Origin of the sequence: Bacteriovorax sp. DB6_IX (assembly GCF_000447775.1) — a bacterium.
Taxonomy (GTDB): domain Bacteria; phylum Bdellovibrionota; class Bacteriovoracia; order Bacteriovoracales; family Bacteriovoracaceae; genus Halobacteriovorax_A.
Genome location: NZ_AUNJ01000256.1, coordinates 1 through 249, shown reverse-complemented (window position 1 = coordinate 249; position 249 = coordinate 1). Strand labels below are relative to the sequence as shown.

Genomic DNA, 249 nt, shown 5'->3' with positions numbered 1-249 from the left:
AAAATTTCAAGCAAAAATTATTTCGAAATTCCGTTAAGAAGTGTCGCCATTTCAATTGCAGAGAGAGCTGCTTCCCAACCTTTATTCCCAGCTTTTGTCCCTGCTCTTTCAATTGCTTGCTCAATTGTATCTACAGTTAGAACACCAAAAATCACTGGAGTATCCGTATCATAAGAAACTTTTGCTACACCTTTAGCAACTTCATTTGAAACATAGTCAAAGTGAGGTGTAGAACCTCTAATAACAGCA

The 249-nt window shown here is 36.9% G+C and carries 1 protein-coding gene; it reads right to left on the bottom strand.

The features are described 5' to 3' along the window. Positions 1-17: 17 nt before the first annotated feature. The coding region (gene ribH, locus M901_RS07575) for a 6,7-dimethyl-8-ribityllumazine synthase (protein ID WP_034721225.1) at positions 18-249 on the bottom strand (232 nt) is incomplete at its 5' end.